Origin of the sequence: Streptomyces sp. NPDC047981 (assembly GCF_040653315.1) — a bacterium.
Lineage (GTDB): Bacteria > Actinomycetota > Actinomycetes > Streptomycetales > Streptomycetaceae > Streptomyces.
On sequence record NZ_JBEZNQ010000073.1, the window covers coordinates 18,066 to 37,082 of the forward strand.

Annotated in this window: 19 protein-coding genes and 1 pseudogene; 8 read left to right on the forward strand and 12 right to left on the reverse strand. The window is 71.6% G+C overall.

Features of this window, described 5'->3' with window-relative positions; all coding sequences use genetic code 11:
• Positions 1-87 precede the first annotated feature (87 nt).
• From AB0E14_RS31380 to AB0E14_RS31390, 3 genes are all read right to left on the reverse strand, one after another.
• The gene (locus AB0E14_RS31380) at positions 88-294 is read right to left on the reverse strand and encodes a hypothetical protein (protein ID WP_362425848.1); all 207 of its coding nucleotides are present in this window, start codon (positions 292-294) and stop codon (positions 88-90) included.
• A gap of 169 nt (positions 295-463) precedes the next feature.
• Positions 464-580: an SGM_5486 family transporter-associated protein gene (locus tag AB0E14_RS31385; RefSeq protein WP_261992078.1), complete on the reverse strand. Its 117-nt coding sequence runs from the start codon at positions 578-580 to the stop codon at positions 464-466.
• 17 nt (positions 581-597) lie between these two features.
• Positions 598-1,920 (reverse strand): MFS transporter, encoded by a 1,323-nt coding sequence (locus AB0E14_RS31390; protein WP_362425853.1) that lies wholly within the window; start codon positions 1,918-1,920, stop codon positions 598-600.
• Between the two features lie 120 nt (positions 1,921-2,040).
• Here AB0E14_RS31390 and AB0E14_RS31395 point away from each other — a divergent pair, with 120 nt between their 5' ends.
• Positions 2,041-2,748 (forward strand): FadR/GntR family transcriptional regulator, encoded by a 708-nt coding sequence (locus AB0E14_RS31395; RefSeq protein ID WP_362425856.1) that lies wholly within the window; start codon positions 2,041-2,043, stop codon positions 2,746-2,748.
• 126 nt (positions 2,749-2,874) lie between these two features.
• Here AB0E14_RS31395 and AB0E14_RS31400 read toward each other — a convergent pair.
• The 3 genes and pseudogenes from AB0E14_RS31400 to fabG form a co-directional block, all read right to left on the reverse strand.
• A pseudogene (locus AB0E14_RS31400) lies at positions 2,875-3,237 on the reverse strand (hypothetical protein); the annotation flags it as partial.
• Between the two features lie 161 nt (positions 3,238-3,398).
• On the reverse strand, positions 3,399-4,175 hold the full coding sequence (gene fabI, locus AB0E14_RS31405) for an enoyl-ACP reductase FabI (RefSeq protein WP_362425859.1): 777 nt from the start codon (positions 4,173-4,175) through the stop codon (positions 3,399-3,401).
• 2 nt (positions 4,176-4,177) lie between these two features.
• The gene (gene fabG / locus AB0E14_RS31410) at positions 4,178-4,897 is read right to left on the reverse strand and encodes a 3-oxoacyl-[acyl-carrier-protein] reductase (protein ID WP_362425862.1); all 720 of its coding nucleotides are present in this window, start codon (positions 4,895-4,897) and stop codon (positions 4,178-4,180) included.
• Positions 4,898-5,091: 194 nt separating this feature from the next.
• On the opposite strand from fabG, the gene AB0E14_RS31415 reads away from it, so the two are divergent.
• The 3 genes from AB0E14_RS31415 to tyrS are packed head-to-tail and all read left to right on the forward strand — an operon-like array spanning position 5,092 to position 9,349.
• On the forward strand, positions 5,092-6,624 hold the full coding sequence (locus tag AB0E14_RS31415) for a TldD/PmbA family protein (RefSeq protein WP_362425865.1): 1,533 nt from the start codon (positions 5,092-5,094) through the stop codon (positions 6,622-6,624).
• Entirely contained in the window at positions 6,621-8,015 is a 1,395-nt protein-coding gene (locus AB0E14_RS31420; protein ID WP_362425868.1) for a metallopeptidase TldD-related protein, read from the forward strand. Before AB0E14_RS31415 ends, AB0E14_RS31420 begins: the two co-directional genes overlap by 4 nt.
• Before the next feature lie 53 nt (positions 8,016-8,068).
• On the forward strand, positions 8,069-9,349 hold the full coding sequence (gene tyrS / locus AB0E14_RS31425; protein WP_362425871.1) for a tyrosine--tRNA ligase: 1,281 nt from the start codon (positions 8,069-8,071) through the stop codon (positions 9,347-9,349).
• 147 nt (positions 9,350-9,496) lie between these two features.
• Here the strand turns inward: tyrS and AB0E14_RS31430 are convergent, their stop codons facing one another.
• A complete protein-coding gene (locus AB0E14_RS31430) occupies positions 9,497-9,772 on the reverse strand; it encodes a GlsB/YeaQ/YmgE family stress response membrane protein (RefSeq protein ID WP_362425874.1) in 276 nt (91 codons plus the stop codon).
• Positions 9,773-9,952: 180 nt separating this feature from the next.
• Between AB0E14_RS31430 and AB0E14_RS31435 the strand changes: the two genes are divergently transcribed.
• A complete protein-coding gene (locus AB0E14_RS31435; protein WP_362425877.1) occupies positions 9,953-10,297 on the forward strand; it encodes a DUF3099 domain-containing protein in 345 nt (114 codons plus the stop codon).
• A 181-nt stretch (positions 10,298-10,478) separates the two neighbouring features.
• Positions 10,479-10,709, forward strand: coding sequence for a hypothetical protein (locus tag AB0E14_RS31440; RefSeq protein ID WP_362425880.1), 231 nt, complete (start codon positions 10,479-10,481; stop codon positions 10,707-10,709).
• Here AB0E14_RS31440 and moaA read toward each other — a convergent pair.
• The 3 genes from moaA to AB0E14_RS31455 form a co-directional block, all read right to left on the reverse strand.
• Positions 10,692-11,681 carry a GTP 3',8-cyclase MoaA gene (gene moaA, locus AB0E14_RS31445; protein WP_362425883.1) on the reverse strand — a complete coding sequence of 330 codons (990 nt, stop codon included), beginning with the start codon at positions 11,679-11,681 and terminating at the stop codon, positions 10,692-10,694. The two genes, AB0E14_RS31440 and moaA, sit on opposite strands and share 18 nt — an antisense overlap.
• Before the next feature lie 152 nt (positions 11,682-11,833).
• On the reverse strand, positions 11,834-13,462 hold the full coding sequence (locus tag AB0E14_RS31450; RefSeq protein ID WP_362425886.1) for a cation acetate symporter: 1,629 nt from the start codon (positions 13,460-13,462) through the stop codon (positions 11,834-11,836).
• A complete protein-coding gene (locus AB0E14_RS31455; protein ID WP_362425888.1) occupies positions 13,459-13,830 on the reverse strand; it encodes a DUF485 domain-containing protein in 372 nt (123 codons plus the stop codon). The genes AB0E14_RS31450 and AB0E14_RS31455 overlap by 4 nt, the downstream gene beginning before the upstream one ends.
• A 292-nt stretch (positions 13,831-14,122) precedes the next feature.
• Here AB0E14_RS31455 and AB0E14_RS31460 point away from each other — a divergent pair, with 292 nt between their 5' ends.
• Complete coding sequence (locus tag AB0E14_RS31460) at positions 14,123-15,664, forward strand: S8 family serine peptidase (RefSeq protein WP_362425891.1); 1,542 nt, start codon at positions 14,123-14,125, stop codon at positions 15,662-15,664.
• An 86-nt stretch (positions 15,665-15,750) separates the two neighbouring features.
• On the forward strand, positions 15,751-17,064 hold the full coding sequence (locus AB0E14_RS31465; RefSeq protein ID WP_362425894.1) for a CoA transferase: 1,314 nt from the start codon (positions 15,751-15,753) through the stop codon (positions 17,062-17,064).
• Positions 17,065-17,240: 176 nt separating this feature from the next.
• Here the strand turns inward: AB0E14_RS31465 and AB0E14_RS31470 are convergent, their stop codons facing one another.
• Positions 17,241-18,284 (reverse strand): zinc-dependent alcohol dehydrogenase family protein, encoded by a 1,044-nt coding sequence (locus AB0E14_RS31470; protein ID WP_362425897.1) that lies wholly within the window; start codon positions 18,282-18,284, stop codon positions 17,241-17,243.
• A 28-nt stretch (positions 18,285-18,312) separates the two neighbouring features.
• The gene (locus tag AB0E14_RS31475) at positions 18,313-18,975 is read right to left on the reverse strand and encodes a lysoplasmalogenase (RefSeq protein ID WP_362425900.1); all 663 of its coding nucleotides are present in this window, start codon (positions 18,973-18,975) and stop codon (positions 18,313-18,315) included.
• Positions 18,976-19,017 lie beyond the last annotated feature (42 nt).

Here is a 19,017-nt window from a genome sequence, read left to right on the forward strand (position 1 = left end):
TCCGGGCGCAGGGTGTTGGCCCGCTCGCGGGCGCGCGCGGTCACCACCTCGCGGCGCGCGGAGTCACCACCTCGCGGGCGCGCGCGGTCAGTGCGGCAGCGACTGCTGGATCTGCTCCAGGAGACGGCCGACCGTGGGGTCCGCGCCGGCGGCCGGGCCGCCGCCCGCGCCCGCTATGAGCAGGAAGAGCGCCACGAACGCGGCGACGGGCAGGGCCAGCGCCCACCAGGGCAGCCGGGTGTCGACGCCGCCTGCGGACGGGGACGGGGTCCGGGTGTGCGTACGGGCCGACATGGCCGCCTCCGGGGCTCGGGACGACGTCCGCAGCGGGTGACTGCGGCGTTGTCTCCACGCTACGGAGCGGCGGGCACCCGGCCCATCCGGTGATCCACCTACTTCACCCTGACACTCACCCCCTAGGGGATGGAGGGGTTAACCCCACCACGGGTCGGGCGGTCGGGGATCACGGCGAGGCGATCGTGGCGATGACGGCGATGACGACCGAGATCCCGAGCATCGCGCCGAGCACGAGCAGGAGCTTCTTCTGGCCGTTCTGGGGGTTCGGGTCGAGCACTGGCATGGAGACAGTCTCGCATCTCAGCATTCGTCCTCGACGGTCCGGTCCCGTCCGGCGAGGGTGCCGATGATCATCTGCGGGATCATCAGCCCGGCCATCAGCGCAAGGGGCAGGCCCCAGCCGCCGCTGTGCTGGTAGAGGACGCCGACGAGCAGCGGTCCGGGGATGGAGATGAGGTAGCCGACGCTCTGCGCGAAGGCGGAGAGCCGGACGACGCCGGCGCCGGTGCGCGAGCGCAGCCCGATCATGGTGAGGGCGAGCGGGAAGGCGCAGTTGGAGACGCCGAGGAGCAGCGCCCAGGCCCACGCTCCGGCCGCAGGGGCGAGGTAGAGGCCGCTGTAGCCGACGAGACCGCACAGGCCGAGGGCGATGACGATCGGGCCCTGGGTCTTGAGCCGGGTCGCGAGACCGGGGATGACGAAGGCGAGCGGGACGCCCATGACCATGGTGACGGCGAGCAGCACACCGGCCGTACCGGCGGGGACGCCGGCGTCGCGGAAGATCTGCGGCATCCAGCCCATGGTGATGTACGCGCCGGTGGCCTGGAGGCCGAAGAAGGCGCCGAGCGCCCAGGCGGTGCGGCTGCGGGTGATGCGGAGCGGCGCGCTCGCGGGGGCGCTCCCCCGGTTGGCCTGCTCCGTCGCCGGGACGGTCGTCGCCGACCTCGCCCGGTCGCGTACGAGCGGGATCCAGGGCAGGACCGCGAGGGCGGCGAGGACCGCCCAGAGGCCGAGTCCTGCGCGCCAACTGCCGCCGAGCGCCTCGGTCATGGGCACGGTCGCGGCGGCGGCGAGGGAGGTGCCGAGGGCGAGCGCCATCGAGTAGAGCCCGGTCATGGTGCCGACGCGGCCGGGGAAGTACCGCTTGACGATGACGGGCATGAGGACGTTGCTGACGGCGATGCCCATGAGGGCGAGGGCGCTCGCGGCGAGGAAGCCGACGGTGCCGGAGGCGAAGGGGCGGATCGCGAGGCCCGCGAAGATCGCCGCCATGCCGGCGCAGACGACGGCGGAGGGGCCGAAGCGGCGGGCGAGGCGGGGTGCGGTGATGCCGAAGATCGCGAAGCAGAGCGGCGGCACGGAGGTGAGGACGCCGGCCACGCTGCCGCTCATGTGGAGCCCCTCGCGGACCTCTTCGAGGAGGGAGCCGAGGCTGGTGATGGCGGGGCGGAGGTTGAGCGCGGCGAGCACGAGTGCGACGACGACGAGCCGGGTCACCCAGAGGGCGGGCCGGTCCGGCGCGGGAGAATCCGCGGTGGTGGCGGCCGGGCCATGGGCGGGCAGGGGGACCGGGGTGCGGGCCGGTGGTACGGCGGTCGTGAGGGTGTTCGGCTCGTCAGGCATGGCGCCATCATAGAATCATGGGATGATTGGTTGTCCAATCTGGAACCAATCCGGATCTCGTCCGGCTTCGGTCTCGTCCGGCATCGGCCGGACCGGTCCGGATCTACAGGAAGGTGCTCCATGGCGCTCGGCTCTCCCCGGCGTTCCGGGCTCTCCGATCAGGTGATCGCCGAGCTGCGGAACCAGATCACCTCCGGTGAATGGCCGGTCGGGTCCCGGATCCCGACCGAACCGGAGCTGGTCGAGCAGCTGGGCGTGGCCCGCAACACGGTGCGCGAGGCGGTGCGCGCGCTCGCGCACAACGGCCTGCTCGACATCCGCCAGGGCTCGGGCACCTACGTGGTCGCGACGAGCGAGCTGGCCGGGGTCATGCACCGCCGGTTCGCCGACTCCGACCCCCGGCACATCGCGGAGCTGCGCTCCACGCTGGAGTCCTCGGCCGCCGGGCTCGCGGCGCAGCGGCGCACCGACCGGGACCTGAAGCAGCTGGACGCCCTGCTCGCGGGCCGCGAGGAGGCCTGGGCCTCGGGCGACGCCGAGCGGTTCGTGATCGCGGACGGCGCCTTCCACCACGCGGTGGTGGTCGCCTCGCACAACGAGGTGATGACCGAGCTGTACGCCGACCTCGGCCACGTCCTGCGCCAGTGGCTGCGCGACGACGTGGGGCAGGAGCTGCGGGCGGAGCACCACATGGACCACGCGCGGCTCGTCGAGGCGATCCGGTCCGGGGACGCGGAGACGGCGGCGGCGGAGGCGGCGAGCTATCCGTTCATGTGCCTCAGGGACCTGGGACCGGTGAATCCGGGCCACTCACTCCGGAGCAGGTGAAGCCGGAGCCGGTGACACGGGCGGCGGTGAAGCAGGAGCCGGTGACGCCGACGGCGGTGAAGCCGGAGCCGGTGACACAGGCGGCGGTGACACAGGCGGCGGCAGGAGCGGAGGCGGGTCGGCCGGCTGATGCGTGAGCCAGGCGGACCGGACCTCCTTCCAGCAACGGCCGCTGAGCTGGGCGTAGGCGGCCGGGCCGACATCGACGGGCGCGCTGTCGGTGTCCACGTCCCACCAGCGCTCGCACTCCACGTGCAGCCGGACCCGGTCGGTGGTGGGGTACGGGTTCTGGCAGTGGGCGGTGACGAGGGAGCCCTCGACGACCGTGCGGCAGGAGGCCCCGAAGTTCTCGGCGTCCTGGGCCACCGGAGTCGGTATCTCGTCCGCCGGGGCGGGCTCGGCACGGACCTCGGCGGCGATCGCGAGCCCGGCGAGGAGTGCGGCGGCCGAGGCGAGAGCGGCGGCCCTGCGGTGCGGCGACGCGCGCATGCCCGTACCTCCTCCCCGTCAGTAGCCGGATGTCACGCACTGATCAGTCTGGGGTGGTTCGCCGGAGTTCTCGACTCGGGCGGGGGCCCGCCGACACGCCGAAGGCCGGGCGCCCCCTGACAGGGGCGACCCGGCCTTCCGTACGCCGAACGGGTGAGCGCTCAGGCGCCGATCGCGTGCAGACCGCCGTCGACGTGGACGATCTCGCCCGTCGTCTTCGGGAACCAGTCGGAGAGCAGCGCGACGATGGCACGGCCGGCCGGCTCCGGGTCGGCGAGGTCCCACTCCAGCGGGGAACGGTTGTCCCAGACCGACGCCAGCTCCGAGAAGCCGGGGATCGACTTGGCGGCCATCGAGCCGAGCGGGCCGGCCGAGACCAGGTTGCAGCGGATGTTCTGCTTGCCCAGGTCACGCGCCATGTAGCGGCTGGTGGCCTCCAGGGCGGCCTTGGTCGGGCCCATCCAGTCGTACTGCGGCCAGGCGTACTGGGCGTCGAAGGTGAGGCCGACGACCGAACCGCCCTCGTTCATCAGCGGCAGCAGCGCCATCGTCAGGGACTTCAGCGAGAAGGCCGAGACGTGCATGGCGGTGGCCACCGACTCGAACGGCGTGTTCAGGAAGTTGCCGCCGAGCGCGTCCTGCGGGGCGAAGCCGATGGAGTGGACGACGCCGTCGAGACGGTCGCCGAGGTGCTCGCGCACCTGGCCCTCCAGGCGCGCCAGGTGCTCGTCGTTGGAGACGTCGAGCTCCAGGACCTTGACCTTGTCGGGCTCGGGCAGCTTCTTGGCGATGCGCTCGGTCAGCGTCGGCCGGGGCCAGGCGGTGAGGATGATCTCCGCGCCCTGCTCCTGGGCCAGCTTCGCGGCGTGGAAGGCGATGGAGGACTCCATCAGCACACCCGTGATGAGGATGCGCTTGCCCTCGAGAATTCCGCTCATGGTCAGTGACCCATGCCCAATCCGCCGTCAACCGGGATGACGGCTCCAGTGATGTACGAGGCGTCGTCAGAGGCGAGGAACTTCACCGCGGCGGCGATCTCCTCGGGCTGCGCGTAGCGGCCCAGCGGCACCTGGGACACGATGCCCGCGCGCTGCTCCTCGGTCAGCACCGCGGTCATGTCGGTGTCGACAAAACCGGGGGCGACGACATTGAACGTGATGTTGCGCGAGCCGAGCTCACGGGCCAGCGAGCGGGCGAAGCCGACGAGGCCCGCCTTCGAGGCGGCGTAGTTCGCCTGCCCCGCCGAGCCGAGGAGACCCACGACCGAGGAGATCAGGACGACACGGCCCTTCTTGGCGCGCAGCATGCCGCGGTTGGCGCGCTTGACGACCCGGAAGGTGCCGGTCAGGTTGGTGTCGACGACGGTGGTGAAGTCGTCCTCGCTCATGCGCATCAGGAGCTGGTCCTTGGTGACCCCGGCGTTCGCCACCAGGACCTCCACCGGACCGTGCGTCTCCTCGATCTCCTTGTACGCCTGGTCCACCTGCTCGCCGTCGGTGATGTCGCACCTGACGGCGAGGCAGCCCAGTTCGAGAAGGGCTGCCGGCGGCTCACCGGACCGGTACGTGATCGCGACCTTGTCGCCGGACTCGGCGAACGCGCGGGCGATGGCGAGGCCGATGCCCCGGTTGCCTCCGGTGACGAGAACCGAGCGGCTCAACGGATCACCCTTTCGATCTTTCAACAGCGGTCTGGATACCGAAAACCTATCGGTCCGGTCTTCGGCGTGAGGGATCGGCCCCTGACAGTGGCGTACGAATGTCGCTGTCGGGTCCCTACATAAAGCTCTGGGCGTGGCGGCCCGAAGCGCGACATGATCGGGGTCGACCGGTCTCATACGAACAGGAGACAGCTGTGCCCTCTGGGACCCATTCCATCGACGCGGCCTTCACGGCGCTGCCGCTGCGGGCGCTGGCCGACGCCGCGCTGGCACGCGCGCGTGCCCTCGGCTGCGACCACGCGGACTTCCGGCTCGAGCGGGTGCGCAGCGCCTCGTGGCGGCTGCGGGACGCCAAGCCGTCGGGGTCCTCCGACACCACGGACCTGGGCTACGCGGTGCGGGTGGTGCACGGCGGGGCGTGGGGGTTCGCCTCCGGGGTGGATCTGACCATGGACGGCGCGGCGCGGGTCGCCTCGCAGGCCGTCGCCATGGCGAAGCTGTCGGCCAAGGTGATCGCGGCGGCGGGTTCCGACGAGAGGGTGGAGCTGGCCGAGGAGCCGGTGCACGCCGAGAAGACCTGGATCTCCGCGTACGAGATCAACCCCTTCGACGTCCCGGACGCTGAGAAGAGCGCGCTGCTCGTCGACTGGAGCGAGCGGCTGCTGCGGGCGGACGGCGTGGCGCACGTGGACGCCTCGCTGATGACCGTCCAGGAGAACAAGTTCTACGCGGACACGGCGGGTACGGTCACCACCCAGCAGCGCGTCCGGCTGCATCCGCAGCTCACGGCGGTCGCCGTGGACGGGACGACGGGCGAGTTCGACTCGATGCGGACGATCGCGCCGCCGGTCGGGCGGGGCTGGGAGTACCTGACCGGGACCGGCTGGGACTGGGACGCGGAGCTGGAGTCGATCCCTGGGCTGCTCGCGGAGAAGATGCGCGCGCCGAGTGTGGAGGCGGGGACGTACGACCTGGTGGTCGACCCGTCGAACCTCTGGCTGACGATCCACGAGTCGATCGGCCACGCCACGGAGCTGGACCGGGCGCTGGGCTACGAGGCGGCGTACGCGGGGACCTCGTTCGCCACCTTCGACCAGCTGGGGAAGCTGGCGTACGGCTCGTCGATCATGAACGTGACCGGTGACCGCACGGCCGAGCACGGCCTCGCGACGATCGGGTACGACGACGAGGGCGTCGAGGCGCAGAGCTGGGACCTGGTGAAGGACGGCACGCTCGTCGGCTACCAGCTGGACCGGCGGATCGCGCGGCTGACGGGGCTCGGCCGGTCGAACGGCTGCGCGTTCGCCGACTCCCCCGGGCACGTGCCGGTGCAGCGAATGGCGAACGTCTCGCTGCAGCCGGACCCGGGCGGGCTCTCCACCGAGGACCTGATCGGCGGGGTCGAGCGGGGCATCTACGTGGTCGGCGACCGGTCGTGGTCGATCGACATGCAGCGCTACAACTTCCAGTTCACCGGGCAGCGCTTCTTCCGCATCGAGAACGGCCGGTTGGCCGGGCAGCTGCGGGACGTCGCGTACCAGGCGACGACGACCGACTTCTGGGGCTCGATGGAGAAGGTCGGCGGCCCGCAGACGTACGTCCTCGGCGGCGCGTTCAACTGCGGCAAGGCCCAGCCGGGCCAGGTCGCGGCCGTCTCCCACGGCTGCCCGTCCGCCCTCTTCCGGGGCGTCAACATTCTGAACACCACGCAGGAGGCCGGTCGATGAGCTCCCGTTCCACCAAGCCGCACGAGATCGTCGAGCGGGCGCTCGAACTGTCGCGGGCCGACGGCTGTGTCGTCATCGCCGACGAGGAGTCCTCCGCGAACCTGCGCTGGGCGGGCAACGCGCTCACCACGAACGGCGTCACCCGGGGCCGTACGCTCACGGTCGTCGCGACCGTGGACGGCGCCCAGGGCACCGCCTCGGGCGTGGTCTCCCGCGCGGCGGTCACCGCCGACGACCTGGAGCCCCTGGTGCGGGCGGCGGAGGCCGCCGCCCGGGCCGCGGGGCCCGCCGAGGACGCGCAGCCGCTGGTCGAGGGCGTCGACGCCTCCCCGGACTTCACGGACGCGCCGGCCGAGACCACCTCCGCGGTCTTCACCGACTTCGCGCCCGCGCTCGGCGAGGCCTTCGCCCGCGCCCGGGCCGGTGGCCGCGAGCTCTACGGCTTCGCCCACCACCAGCTGACCTCGACGTACCTGGGGACGTCGACGGGGCTGCGGCTGCGGCACGACCAGCCCAACGGCACGCTGGAGCTCAACGCCAAGTCGCCGGACCGCGCGCGCTCCGCGTGGGCCGGGCGCTCCACGCGGGACTTCAAGGACGTCGACCCGGCGGCTCTCGACGCCGATCTGGCGAAGCGGCTCGGCTGGGCGGAGCGCAGGATCGAGCTGCCGGCGGGGCGGTACGAGACGCTGCTGCCGCCGACCGCGGTGGCCGACCTGCTGATCTACCAGCTGTGGTCCTCGGCGGCGCGGGACGCGGTGGAGGGCCGGACGGTCTTCTCGAAGCCGGGCGGCGGGACGCGCCTGGGCGAGACGCTCTCCCCGCTGCCGCTGACCCTGCGCAGCGACCCGAACGAGCCGGGCCTCGAATCCGCGCCGTTCGTCATCGCGCACGCCTCGGGCGACGACTCCTCCGTCTTCGACAACGGGCTGCCGCTGGCCCGGACGGACTGGGTGCGGGAGGGCAGGCTGGAGCACCTGATCACCACCCGGCACACGGCGGGCCTCACGCGGCTGCCGGTGGCGCCCGGTGCGGGGAACCTGATCCTGGAGGGCGGCGGGGAGCAGTCCCTGGAGGACATGGTCGCCGCCACCGGGCGCGGGCTGCTGCTGACCTGCCTCTGGTACATCCGCGAGGTCGACCCGGCGACGCTGCTGCTGACCGGGCTGACCCGGGACGGCGTCTACCTCGTGGAGAACGGCGAGGTGGTCGGCGAGGTGAACAACTTCCGGTTCAACGAGTCGCCGGTGGACCTGCTGTCGCGGGCCTCGGAGGCGGGCCGGACCGAGAAGACCCTGCCGCGCGAGTGGAGCGACTGGTTCACCCGGGCGGCGATGCCGGCGCTGCGGGTGCCGGACTTCAACATGAGTTCGGTCAGCAAGGGCGTCTGACCCCCATAGACTGGGGTCGGCGTGACGACCATCAATCAAGGAGACCGAAGATCGTGACGGACATCGTCGACGAGCTGAAGTGGCGTGGGCTGTTCGCCCAGTCCACCGACGAGGACGCACTGCGCAAGGCTCTCTCGGACGGTCCCGTCACGTTCTATTGCGGCTTCGACCCGACCGCGGCCAGTCTCCACGTCGGTCACCTGGTCCAGGTGCTCACCGTCCGCCGGCTCCAGCAGGCCGGTCACCGGCCGCTGGCGCTGGTCGGCGGGGCCACCGGCCAGATCGGCGACCCGCGCCCGACGGCCGAGCGCACCCTGAACGACCCGGAGACGGTCGCGAACTGGGTGAACCGGCTGCGGGGCCAGATCGAGCCCTTCCTCTCCTTCGAGGGGGAGAACGCGGCGGTCATGGTGAACAACCTGGACTGGACCGCGGGCCTGTCCGCGATCGAGTTCCTGCGGGACATCGGCAAGCACTTCCGGGTCAACAAGATGCTGACCAAGGACTCGGTCGCCCGGCGCCTGGAGTCGGAGCAGGGCATCAGCTACACCGAGTTCAGCTACCAGCTGCTCCAGGGCATGGACTTCCTGGAGCTGTACCGGCGGTACGGCTGCACGCTCCAGCAGGGCGGCTCCGACCAGTGGGGCAACCTGGTGGCGGGGCTCGACCTGATCCACCGCCTGGAGCCGGGCGCCGATGTGCACGCGCTCGCGACGCCGCTGATGGTCAAGGCGGACGGCACGAAGTTCGGCAAGACCGAGGGCGGGGCCGTCTGGCTCGACGCGGAGATGACGACGCCGTACGCGTTCTACCAGTTCTGGCTGAACGTGGACGACCGTGACATCTCCACGTACATGCGGATCCTGTCCTTCAAGTCCCGCGCGGAGCTGGAGGAGCTGGAGCAGCTCACCGCCGAGCGGCCGCAGGCGCGGACCGCGCAGCGGGCGCTGGCCGAGGAGCTGACGACGCTGGTGCACGGCGCCGAGCAGTGCGCAGCCGTCATCAACGCCTCGAAGGCGCTGTTCGGGCAGGGCGACCTGGCCGAGCTGGACGAGGCCACGCTGGCGGCTGCGCTCTCCGAGCTGCCGCACGCGCGCGTGACCGAGCTCGGGCAGGTCGTGGACCTGTTCGTCGAGGTCGGTCTCGCACCGAGCAAGTCGGGCGCGCGCCGCACGGTGAAGGAGGGCGGTGCCTACGTGAACAACGTGAAGGTGACCGCCGAGGACGCCGAGGTGGCGGCCGACGAGCTGCTGCACGGCCGCTGGCTGGTGCTGCGCCGGGGCAAGAAGAACCTGGCGGCGATCGAGCTGGTGGCGGCCGGCGCGGAGGGCTGACCTCCGGAGAGTGACGACACGGCGGAGGCCGGTACGCGCGGGATGCGCGTACCGGCCTCCGCCGTGCTGTCGGGTGGGCCGCACGGTCGGGCGGGCGTTCCCGCACGGTCGGTCGGGTGGGCCGTGCCGGCGGGTGGCCCAGGTCCGTCAGGCCCGTTGCTTGTTGCCGCGGACCGCGTTCCACAACATGTCGCCCAGGCCCACCACGACGACCGCGCCGACGAGTTGGAGCAGGTGGCGGATCCAGTCGATGCCCTTGGTGTCCTCGACGCCGATCCAGCCCGCGACAGCGTTGCCGAGAACGCTGCCGAGAATGCCGAAAATGGTCGTCAGCCACAGCGGGATCTGCTGCTTCCCCGGGATGATCGCCTTGGCGATCAGACCGAGGACGAACCCCACGATGATTGCCCACAACCAGCTCATGCTCGCCTCCTCATGCGGCGCAATCTGCGCATGTGGGCCCAGTCTCGGCCCATCCGCCATACGGCGCATGTCGGACGGGCCCATACGTGACCCGGCCTCCTCCGCCTCGGACCTCAGGCGTACCGTGGAGACAGGTCCGGAACGGGGAGAGTCCGGCGTGGACGCTGGTGGTGGAATGTGATGCGGAAGCATGGCGGAGCCGAGGTCTTCCGGATCACCGGGGCCCGGCAGGGCCTCGCCGAGGACGTGCGGGGCCGGGAACGGCGGTACGTGATCTCGATGACGGTGCGGACGCTGTCCGTCATCGCCGCGGTCGTCCTGTGGAACGTCGAACGCCACGTGGCCGTCGTGGCCCTGGTCCTCGGCGCGCTGCTCCCCTATGTCGCCGTGGTCATCGCGAACGCGGGACGGGAGAAGCCGCCGTCCCTCCCCTCGACGTTCGTGCCCGCGCCGACCCGGCCCGAGCTGCCCTCGGGGGACGTCCCGGCGGAACCGCGTACGGAACGCGCACACGGTCAGAGTTGATCATCACGACGATCTAAAAGCTCAGGAAAAGCTCAGATCAATCATGAAGTTCCGGTGCACCACACCCCAGTCCCCGTGACATACTTCCTACGCGCTCCGCATCCCCCGTCGGAGCGACGGACCGGTGCCGGGCAGCTCCCCCCGTGGCTGCTCGGCATCGCCATTGCTGGACAATGATCGAATGAGCGACGAGACGCCGATCTGTTCGGCCAAGGGCTGCCGTGCCGACGCGGTGTGGGTGCTGGCCTGGAACAACCCCAAGCTGCACACACCGGAGCGACGCAAGACCTGGCTCGCCTGCGAGGAGCACCGCGAGCATCTCTCCCAGTTCCTGGGTGTACGGGGCTTCCTGAAGGACGTCGTCCCGCTGACCGAGTGGGAACCGGTCGAGGACTCAGCCGCCGATCGCTGACATCGGGCGCTCGGGCTGCAGGAAGCTCGGGTCGTCCAGGCCCGAGCCCGCCTTCTTGCCCCACATCGCCAGCTTCCAGATCCGGGCGATCTCCGTGTCGGGGGCGTCCGAGCGCAGCGCGGCCCGCAGGTCGGTCTCTTCGGTGGCGAACAGACAGGTCCGCACCTGGCCGTCGGCGGTCAGCCGGGTCCGGTCGCAGGCCCGGCAGAACGGGCGGGTGACGGAGGCGATGACGCCCACGGTGTGCGGTCCGCCGTCGACGACCCAGCGCTCGGCGGGGGCCGAGCCGCGCTCGTCCGAGCCCTCGGGGGTCAGGGCGAAGCGGGTGCGCAGGGACTCCAGGATGTCGCCTGCGGTGATCATGCCGTCGCGCTTCCAGCCGTGCTGGGCGTCCAGCGGCATCTGCTCGATGAACCGCAGTTCGTAGCCGTTCTCCACGGCCCAGGCCAGCAGGTCGGGGGCCTCGTCGTCGTTGAGCCCGGGCATCAGGACCGCGTTGACCTTCACCGGGGTGAGCCCGGCGTCCCGCGCGGCGGCCATGCCGTCGAGCACGTCGTGGTGGCGGTCGCGGCGGGTCAGGGTCTTGAAGACCTCGGGCCGCAGGGTGTCGAGGGAGACGTTGACCCGGTCGAGGCCGGCGGCCTTGAGCGCGCCGGCCGTCCGCTTCAGTCCGATGCCGTTCGTGGTGAGGGACATCCGGGGGCGGGGCTCCAGGGCCGCGCACCGCTCGACGATGCCGACCAGGCCTGGGCGGAGCAGGGGCTCACCGCCGGTGAAGCGGACCTCCGTGACACCGAGCTCGGTGACCGCGATCCGTACCAGCCGGACGATCTCGTCGTCGGTCAGCAGATCGGGCTTGGCCAGCCACTGCAGACCCTCCTCCGGCATGCAGTACGTGCACCGCAGATTGCACCGGTCGGTGAGCGAGACGCGAAGGTCGGTGGCCACGCGGCCGTACGTGTCGATGAGCACTGTGGGCCCCCTCCCCTTCGTTCGGTGATTTCTACAGCGAGCCTACGCGAGACCACCGACAACCAGCAGGGGCCGATTGGAACGAGGACCGCGACGGCCGCGTCGTAGGACTCTACGACGCGGCCGTTCCGTCATCGCTCAGCGTGTACGGGTCAGTGCGCTCCGACGCCGGTGAGGGACTTGACCTCCAGCTCGGCGTACTTGCCCTTGTCCGGCTCCTCCTTGGAGAGGAGGGAGCCGAGCCAGCCGAGCAGGAAGCCCAGCGGGATCGAGACCAGGCCCGGGTTCTCCAGCGGGAACCAGTAGAAGTCCACGGTCTTGAACATCGAGGTGGGCTTGCCGGAGACGACCGGCGAGAAGAGCACCAGGACGACCGAGGAGATCAGACCGCCGTAGATCGACCAGAGCGCGCCCTGCGTGGTGAACCGCTTCCAGAACAGGCTGTAGAGGATCGTCGGCAGGTTGGCGGAGGCGGCGACGGCGAAGGCGAGGGCGACCAGGCCGGCGACGTTGAGGTCGCGGGCGAGCGCGCCGAGGGCGATCGAGACGACACCGATGAGGACGGTCGCCCAGCGGGCCGCGCGGACCTCCTCCTTCTCCGTGGCCTTCCCGCGCCGGATGACGTTGGCGTAGATGTCGTGCGCGAAGGAGGACGACGAGGCCAGGGTCAGGCCGGCGACCACGGCGAGGATGGTGGCGAAGGCGACCGCGGAGATCACCGCGAGCAGGATCGCGCCGCCGGTGGAGTCGGGGCCGCCGCCGATCTCCAGGGCCGCGAGCGGCGCGGCGGTGTTGCCCGCCTTGTTCGAGGCGATGATGTCGCTGTTCTTCAGCAGCGCGGCGGCGCCGAAGCCGAGCACGATCGTCATCAGGTAGAAGGCGCCGATGATGCCGATGGCCCAGTTGACCGACTTACGGGCGGCCTTCGCGGTCGGCACCGTGTAGAAGCGGATCAGGATGTGCGGGAGGCCGGCCGTGCCGAGGACGAGGGCGATGCCGAGGGAGAGGAAGTCCAGCTTCGAGATGCCGGTGGCCCCGTACTTGAGGCCGGGCTCCAGGAACGCCGAGCCCTTGCCGCTGTTGGTGGCGGCCGCGCCGAGCAGGTCGGAGAGGTTGAAGTCGAACTTCAGCAGGATGAGGAAGGTGATCAGGAGCGTGCCCGCGATGAGCAGGACGGCCTTGACCATCTGCACCCAGGTGGTGCCCTTCATGCCGCCGATGGTGACGTACACGATCATCAGGACGCCGACCAGGGCGACGATGGCGATCTTGCCGCCGTCGCTGGTGATGCCGAGCAGCAGCGAGACGAGCACGCCGGCGCCGGCCATCTGGGCGAGCAGGTAGAAGATCGAGACGACGATCGTGGAGGTGCCGGCGGCGGTACGGACCGGGCGCTGGCGCATCCGGTAGGCGAGCACGTCGCCCATGGTGAAGCGGCCGGAATTGCGCAGCGGCTCGGCGACCAGGAGCAGGGCGACCAGCCAGGCGACCAGGAAGCCGATCGAGTAGAGGAAGCCGTCGTAGCCGAAGAGCGCGATGGCGCCCGCGATGCCGAGGAAGGACGCGGCGGACATGTAGTCGCCGGAGATCGCGAGGCCGTTCTGGAAGCCGGTGAACTGGCGGCCGCCGGCGTAGAAGTCGGCGGCGCTCTTGGTCTGGCGGCCGGCCCAGACGGTGATGGCGAGCGTGGCGACGACGAAGGCGCCGAAGAGGGTGATGATCAGCGGCCGGTGCTCGGCGGTCGCGTTGCCCGCCGCGAGGAGGAGGGTGGAGCTGTTCACGCGTCGGCCTCCATACGGGACTTGATGGCCTCGGCCTTGGGGTCGAGCCGTTCGGCCGCGTGGCGGGAGTAGAGCCAGGCGATGAGGAAGGTGGTGGCGAACTGGCCGAGGCCGAGGACGAGGGCCACGTTGATGTTGCCGAAGAGCTTGGTGCCCATGAAGCCGCCCGCGTAGTTGGAGAGCAGCACGTACAGCAGGTACCAGGCGATGAAGGCGACCGTCAGGGGGAAGGCGAAGGAGCGGTAGGTACGGCGCAGTTCGCCGAATTCCGCACTCTCCTGCACCTCGACGAAGGCCTCGGTCGTGGGCTGGACGGGGCCGGCGACGGCCTCCGGGCCGTCCGGGGGCGGCGGTGCTTCGGTGACCACGGAATCTCCTTGGGGCGCGGGTGCGGTGGGCATGGACAAAGAGGCCTCACTGGGGTCGGGGACGGGGCTCCGGCCGGAGCTCCTCCCCTGCACAACGGCACGGAGCGCGCGGCGAAGCGGTTCACCGGGAGTGGATCTGCTTCCCCGGTCTGACTGGATATTCCTCCGGATCCACGCCAATCCCTCTCAACTCATTGATGACGCGGGAAGATCAGCGATAACTTCACTCGTCATGCACCTGCCTGTACGCAAACGGCGTACGGGCAGTACAGACGGATGATGTGGAGAACCCATGGCTCATCTGGGATCGAGACGCGGCCGAGTACTCGCTCTGCCCGTCGGTCTCGCGCTGACCGCCTCGCTCGGCTTCCTTCCGGCGGGCGCCTCCGCCGCCGAAGTGAGCGACGGCGCCGCGACGACCGCCGTCTCGACGAACGGCCCCAAGCTGTCGTACGTCGTCAACATCGACGGGGGCCGCGGGACGGCCGCCTCGGTGAAGAAGGCGATAGCGGCGGCCGGTGGCACTGTGGTCATCGCGTATGACCAGATAGGCGTGATAGTCGTCCACTCGCAGAACCCCGAGTTCGCGAAGACGATCCGCAAGGCCCGGGGCGTGGTGTCGGCCGGTTCGACGCGCACCGCCCCGCTCTCCGTCCAGAAGGACACCTCGGTCGGTGAGGGCGGTCAGGCCCTCACCGCCGCCGAGGCGACCTCGTCCGCGGCGAGCGCCACGGACGACCAGGACGCGCTGGAGCCGCTGCAGTGGGACCTGCCCGCCATCAAGGCGGACCAGGCCCACAAGCGGACGCTCGGCAGCAGCAAGGTGACGGTCGCCGTCATCGACACCGGTGTCGACGACACCCACCCGGACCTGGCGCCGAACTTCGACGCCCGTGCCTCGGCCAACTGCGTCACCGGCGCGCCGGACACCACCCCCGGCTCCTGGCGTCCGCAGGCGGGCGAGAGCGACCACGGCACGCACGTCGCCGGCACCATCGCCGCGGCCAAGAACGGCACCGGCATCACCGGTGTCGCGCCGGGCGTGAAGGTCTCGGGCATCAAGGTGTCCACGACCGACGGCTTCTTCTACACCGAGGCCGTCGTCTGCGGCTTCATGTGGGCGGCCGAGCGCGGCGTCGAGATCACCAACAACAGCTACTACACCGACCCGTGGCTGTTCGCGTGCAAGAACGACGAGGACCAGAAGGCCCTGATCGAGGCCGTCACCCGCGCGACCCGCTACGCGGAGCGCAAGGGCACGGTCAACGTCGCGGCGGCCGGCAACTCCAAGATGGACCTGGCGGCGGACGAGCTCACCGACGTCACCAGCCCGAACGACACCACGCCGGTGACGCGGGTCATCGACCCCAAGGAGTGCCTCGACTACCCGGCGATGCTGCCCGGCGTGGTCACCGTCTCCGCGACAGGCGCCAAGGACCTGAAGGCCTCGTACTCCAACTACGGTCTCGGCGTCGTCGACATCTCGGCGCCCGGCGGCGACCGGACCGAGTACCAGACCCCGGCGGCCCCGGCGGTCAACGGCCGCATCCTGTCGACCACGGTCAACGGCGGCTACAACTACAAGGCCGGTACGTCGATGGCCTCGCCGCACGCCGCCGGTGTGCTCGCGCTGCTCAAGTCGACGCACCCGAAGGCGACCCCGGCCCAGCTGAAGGCGATGCTGTACGCGCAGGCCGACGACCGCGCCTGCACCAACCCGTACGACATCGAGGGTGACGGCGTCGTCGACGCGGTCTGCGAGGGCGGCAAGAGCAAGAACGGCTTCTACGGAGCCGGTCTCGTGGACGCGCTCGACGCGGTCAAGCGCCGCTAGGCACGTCCGACGCACGACTGAGGGGCTCCGGTGTGGTGTGCCACACCGGAGCCTTTCGCGTGGCACCGAGTGCCATCATGCGGCTCATGGACACCACGGTGCGTACGGGTACGGAGTTGTTGTGGTCTGCCCTGGGCGGCGATCCCTCGCTGGTCGACCGGGTGGCGTACGGAGGTCCGTCGGGGCTGCTGCCGGCCCGGCTGCCGGTGATGGACCTGGCGCGGGCGGCGGTCGCGGTCGCGGGGCTCGCGGCGGTGGAGCGGGCGGGGCTGCCGGGGCGGGTCCGGGTGGACGACGGGGCGGTCGCCACGGCCTTCGTGAGCGAGCGTCACCTGCGGATCGACGGCAGGGCCCCCGTCTGGTTCGCGCCGCTCTCGCGGTTCTGGCGGTGCTCGGACGGCTGGGTCCGTACGCACGCCAACTACCCGCACCACAAGACGGCGTTGCTGACGGCGCTCGGTGTGCGCGAGGAGTCGGTGGAGGCTTCCGTGGAGGCCGTGGCGGCCGCGATCGCCGAGCGGACGGCCGCCGAGGTCGAGACGGCGGTGTACGCGGCCGGGGGCCTGGCCGTCGCCCTGCGCACACCGGAGGAGTGGGCGGCGCACGAGCAGGGCCGGGAGGTGGCCGCCCGCCCGCTGCTGGCCCGGGAGCGCCTCGACGACGCACCGCCGCGGCGGCGTTCCGGTCCGCTGCGGGTCCTGGACCTGACCCGGGTCATCGCGGGGCCGGTCGCGACGCGGACTCTCGCGCTGCTCGGCGCGGACGTGCTGCGGATCGACCCGCCGGCCGACCCCGAACTGCCCGACCAGCACGCCGACACGGACATCGGCAAGCGGACCGCCGCGCTCGATCTGGCGAGCCCCTCGGACCGGCGGACCTTCGACGAACTCCTGGACGCGGCCGACGTCCTGGTCACCGGCTACCGGCCGGGCGCCCTGGACCGCTTCGGCCTGCACCGCCCCGGCCTGGTGGTCGCCCGGCTCTCCGCCTGGGGCGACTACGGGCCCTGGGGCGAGCGGCGCGGCTTCGACAGCCTGGTGCAGGTGGCGACCGGGATCGCGGTGACCGAGGGGTCGGCGGACGCTCCCGGGGCGCTGCCCGCGCAGGCCCTGGACCACGGCACGGGCTATCTGCTGGCGGCGGCGGTGCTGCGGACGCTGACCGAGCAGGACCGGGAGGGCGGCACGCGCCTCGTACGCCTGGCCCTGGCCCAGACGGGCCACTGGCTGACGCACGCCCTCCCGGGCTACTCCCCCGAGCGGTACCTCACGGAGACCGAGGGACCGCTGGGCCGGCTGCGGCACGCGCTGTCGCCGGTCTCGTACGAGGACGGCCCGACGGGCTGGTCGCGCCCGCCGGGCGTCGCCGGAGCCGACGCTCCGGAGTGGCTCGGGGCCTGACGAGGCTCAGGGTCCGACGCGGCTCGGGGCCTGACGAGGCTCAGGGTCCGACGCGGCTCGGGGCCTGACCAGGCTCAGGGCCCGACGCGGCTCAGGGCCCGACGCGGCTCGGGGCCTGACGAGGCTCGGGGCCCGACGCGGCTCAGGGCCCGACGCGGCTCGGGGCCTGACGAGGCTCAGGGCTTGACCAGGACCTTCAGGGCGGTGCGCTCGTCCATCGCCTTGTAGCCGACCGGGACTCCGTCCAGGCCGACGGTCAGGTCGAAGACCGGGGACGGGTCGAGGGTGCCGGCGAGGACGTCCGGGAGCAGCTCCGGGATGTACGCGCGGACGGGGGCGACGCCGCCGCGCAGGGCGATGTTCCGGTCGAACATGACGGAGAGGTCGAGTCCCGTGCCGCTGCCGTGCGGGACGCCGACGTAGCCGATGGAGCCGCCGTCGCGGGCGATGGCGACGGCCGTGCGCATCGACTGCTCGGTGCCGACGGCCTCGATGACGGCGTGGGCGCCCTGGCCGCCGGTGAGTTCGAGGACGGCCGCCTCGGCGGCCTCGCCGCGGCCCGCGACGACGTCGGTGGCGCCGAAGGTGCGGGCGATGTCGGTACGGGCGGTGTGGCGGCCGAGCGCGATGATCCGCTCGGCGCCGAGCCGCTTGGCGGCGAGGACGCCGCAGAGGCCGACGGCGCCGTCGCCGACGACCGCGACGGTGGAGCCCGGGCGGACGCCGGCGCCGAGGGCGGCGTGGTGGCCGGTGCCCATGACGTCGGAGAGGGCGAGGAGGGCGGTCAGCAGGTGGTCGTCGGAGGCGGCCTCGGCGGGCAGCTTGACGAGGGTGCCGTCGGCGAAGGGGACCCGGACGGCCTCGCCCTGGCCGCCGTCGGAGCCGACGGAGCCCCAGAAGCCGCCGCGCGGACAGGAGGTCTGCAGGCCCTCGGCGCAGTAGTCGCAGGTGCCGTCGGACCAGACGAACGGGGCGACGACGAGGTCGCCCGCGGCGAAGCCGGAGACGTCCGCGCCCGCCTGCTCGACGATCCCGAGGAACTCGTGCCCGATCCGCTGACCGGGCTGCCGCTCCGACTCGCCCCGGTAGGCCCACAGGTCGCTGCCGCAGATGCAGGCCCGCAGGACCCGCACGACCACGTCGGTGGGGTCCTGGACGACAGGGTCGGGCACGTCCTCCACGCGCATGTCGAACGGGGCGTGGATGGTGGTGGCGCGCATGGGGGGCGGTCCTTGCTGTCGAGCGGTGTCAGGCGGCGGTGCTCCGTTCACCGTACGCCTGTGTGAGGACGCCCGTGGTCAGCAGGTACTGGGCGGCGATGTAGGTGGCCATGATCCAGAAGTCGGGGGCGGGCAGCTGGGGCCACTCGGCGATACCGGTCGCGATGAGGGTGTCGGAGAGCAGGAACAGCGCGCCGCCCGCGCCGGCGGTGAGGCCGAGGGCGCTGGAGCGGTAGGCCATGGCGGCGAGCAGGAGGGAGTAGCCGGCGACGGGGATCCGCAGGTCGGCGGGGAGGTCGGGCCAGAGCAGGACGACCGTCCCGACGAGGGCGACGGCGTACACACCGCCGAGCGGCACCGACGTACGACGCCGTCCGAAGAGGGCGAGGTAGCAGACGTGCCCGGCGGCGAAGGAGCCCATGCCGACGAGGAAGGCCCAGTCGGCGTCGAGGAGCAGGAATACGTCGCCGCCCCAGCCGAAGAGCAGCGCGACGATCAGGAGCCTGGGGGCGCCGCGGGTGGCCGCGTAGGCGGCGAGCAGCGGCATCAGGAGCGGCTTGGCGATCCGGTGCCCGAGGTCGGCGCCGGCGAGGAGGGAGACCAGGTCGACGGCGACGGCGAGGGCGAAGGCGGCGAGCAGGACGCGCGAGAGCGTGCCGGTCGCGGCGGCGGTGGCGGTACGGGCGCTCACGCGGCGGGCTCCGGGGCGGCGGGGCCGGTGCCCTGGCCGTGC